Annotated in this window: 4 protein-coding genes; 3 read left to right on the top strand and 1 reads right to left on the bottom strand. The window is 63.4% G+C overall.

The window, feature by feature from the left end; genetic code table 11:
* The first annotated feature begins 90 nt into the window (after positions 1-90).
* Entirely contained in the window at positions 91-453 is a 363-nt protein-coding gene (locus tag EV643_RS43840) for a hypothetical protein (protein ID WP_133806153.1), read from the top strand.
* A 749-nt stretch (positions 454-1202) separates the two neighbouring features.
* Here the strand turns inward: EV643_RS43840 and EV643_RS43830 are convergent.
* Entirely contained in the window at positions 1203-1670 is a 468-nt protein-coding gene (locus EV643_RS43830) for a hypothetical protein (RefSeq protein ID WP_133806151.1), read from the bottom strand.
* 311 nt (positions 1671-1981) lie between these two features.
* Here EV643_RS43830 and EV643_RS44610 point away from each other — a divergent pair, with 311 nt between their 5' ends.
* Positions 1982-2311 (top strand): site-specific integrase, encoded by a 330-nt coding sequence (locus EV643_RS44610; protein WP_166665820.1) that lies wholly within the window; start codon positions 1982-1984, stop codon positions 2309-2311.
* Positions 2312-2500: 189 nt separating this feature from the next.
* A partial coding sequence (locus EV643_RS43820; RefSeq protein WP_166665819.1) for a helix-turn-helix domain-containing protein occupies positions 2501-2700 on the top strand: 200 nt, incomplete at its 3' end.

The following is a 2700-nucleotide window of genomic DNA, read 5'->3' as shown; positions in this document are numbered from 1 at the left end:
GATCCGTCAACCTGTCACCCGATCGGGACTTGACCTGACCAACCCTCGCCACACCCCAACCGTACCGCACCAGACCCTAAGTTACCGGTATTGGGTCTGCGCATCACCTACGCCACCGACGAGTTCCTGTTAGCCACCAAGTTGGTCGCCCAGCGCCGCAAGGACGCTGCCGACATCGTCGCTCTCGCCGGGCGTCTCCAAATGGAGAATGCATCGGCTGACGACCTCAAACACCTGATTTACCGCTACTACACCGATGAATATTCGCTCGAGTTTATTCTCGACGGCAATGACATCGATCCCGAGATACATCTCCTGGCGGTCAGGGCCGAACGGCTGTTGGCAAGCCATCAGTCTAAATCGACACGCGGGATGCCAATTGATGGAACTGAGCCTCCAGCCATACGTCGTCAGGACCGCACGACCTCCCGTGAGCGGGGCCAGTCGGAATGACGACGTTTGGCGCGCTCGTATGTCTCTTGGAAGGCGAGCATCAGATGCTCCACGCCGGATCGTGAGCGTCGCCGGAACTCGACGTACATGGACTCGATCGCTCGCGCCTGGAAGCGCGGATCGTGGCATGTGCGGACGTTCACTGGCCGCTGTGCGCGTGACCAGGTCGAGCATCGTGTCGCCGCGATCAGCCTTCGCGACGGCCTTGACCAGCCAGTCGGCAGGCGATTCGGTCAGGGCGAAGTCGTCCCATTCATACGCGCCGACAATCGACAGGCGCCCGGTGAGGGGCAGGCCCTCAAGCACCACGCAGGGCCTGGCTGTTGCGGCGGGCGATGACTCGGGAGAAGCCAAGCATTCGGCCGCCGTCGGTGCGGAGCATCTGAGCTTCTTCCCGTCCCGGCGTACCACTGTCGTGGTCGCATGCTTCATTCCACTGCAACCAGTCTCGCCACCCGTCGGGCAGTCGATCAGCGACCTCGACGGTGACCAGGCCGGTCTTCTCCCAGTGCCGCTGCCACCAGGCGGGGCCTGTGCCAGGCGCAGAAGTCCCATTTCCAGTAGGGCTCAAGGTGTGGTGGGGGAAGCGTCTCGTGCTCCTTGGCGAGACCGGGCTGAACGATGCCGACGGCTCCCGATCCTGAGCGCGGACTGTGCTGAGTGATCGTGGGTCGTTGACGGCTGTTCAGGCTCCTTCGGGGACACATGGGGACAAGCGCTCGACACGGCGAAGTTGGCGTCCGATCAGGTCAGCCAACCTGGATATCCCACGGTCCGCCGCGCACATAAAATGCGAGATTTGGGTCCCCCTCGGGCGGCCAAGGGATGAAGCGCTGGACGGCATAAAGTTGATAGCTTCCGGGGGCCAGAGGCTGGATTTCCCCGGATGGGTCGTTGGGGTAGCCCAGGTTAACCGTCGACTTATAGGTTCGACTTGTCCCTGGGGCAAGGGTGAATATGGCACCCGCAGGGCGTTTCCCGCCGGGTCCCCTGAGAACGACATCGTCCTTGACGACGTACATATCGGCACCGTCTCGCATGGTGACGAGTTCCAGTGGCGAATCAGTGATGTTCGTCAACTGTGTATCAATCTTCAGGAACGAATCCGTGACGCTGATCGGTACTTTCGGGATTGATGCAGTGATCAGCAGCGGCGCGTCATCCTGCGGCGGTCCTACTGGAGGCGGGCGGCGGCGCTCGCCGTCATTAGGTCCCATCTACCCATGATCACCCCACCGGCCCCGAGCCCTTGGCTACACCCAGTACCTCCGGCGGCCGCCACAACACGTCCCCCGGCAGGCTTTCACCTCCACCGAACGCGCCGGGATCAGCTTCGCCGAGCAGTCCTTCGGGTGACAGGGGGCACGGATCTGTCGCGAACCGGCCGCTGTAGCTGGATCCTGGGACGGTCGAAGTGCTCAGGGCTCACCGCCGCCGACCGGAAGACCTTCGGCTCGCTGGGGAGTCCTGGGTCGATACCGGGCACGTCTTCACGACTGGGTTTGGTCAGCCGATCTACCCCGATACCGTGAGCCGGCTCATGGCCAAGACGATCAAGGCCTACAACGAGCCGGCCGACGACGAGGATGCTCCAGAGGTCCCGTTGCCACATGGTCGGCTGCACGATCTGAGGCATGTGCACGCGACCTTACTCCTGGTCGCGGGTGTACCGGTGCACGTCGTAGCGGACCGGTTGGGGGCACGCGGACCCGTCGATCACGCTCCGGGTCTACGCCCATGTGATCCGTCGCACGCGGCCGGAATCGCTGACGTGTTCGCTGCTGCTGCTGACCACGTTGACGAGGACCAGGACGACGAAGACGACGGGCCAGACCCATCAGCGGGGGTGCCGTGTTAGCAGAGGCGTTAGCAAGAACAGCCCCGGACAAAAGCGAAACCCCAGGTCAGCCACCTGCCAGACCTGGGGTTTGTTGCGCGCTCGGAGGTGTTCTGGTTCACGACATCCCGGACACGTGTCTCACGACATGCCGGACTGATGTCTCCGGAGATCCCGGAATGAAGTGCCGCCCGCGCTGAGCGTGCGGGCATGACATCCAACAGATTGCTGATCACCGCGATGGTGGTCGAGAACCGTCCCGTCCGTGAGGTCGCCGCGACCTACGGCGTCTCAGCCTCGTGGCTCTATGAACTGCTGGCCCGCTACCGCCGAGAGGGCGACGCGGTCTTCGAGCCCCGCTCCCGACGGCCCGCCTCCAACCCGAACGCGACGCCCGTAGAGGTCGTGGA

It is taken from the genome of Kribbella caucasensis (assembly GCF_004361855.1).
Lineage (GTDB): Bacteria > Actinomycetota > Actinomycetes > Propionibacteriales > Kribbellaceae > Kribbella > Kribbella caucasensis.
The sequence above is the reverse complement of the archived record's forward strand: the minus strand, read 5'-3'. Positions and strand labels throughout refer to the sequence as shown.

Coding starts and splice junctions, on each gene's coding strand:
- EV643_RS43830 (WP_133806151.1), bottom strand. CDS start 1,670: ATGGGACCTAATGACGGCGAGCGCCGCCGCCCGCCTCCAGTAGGACCG.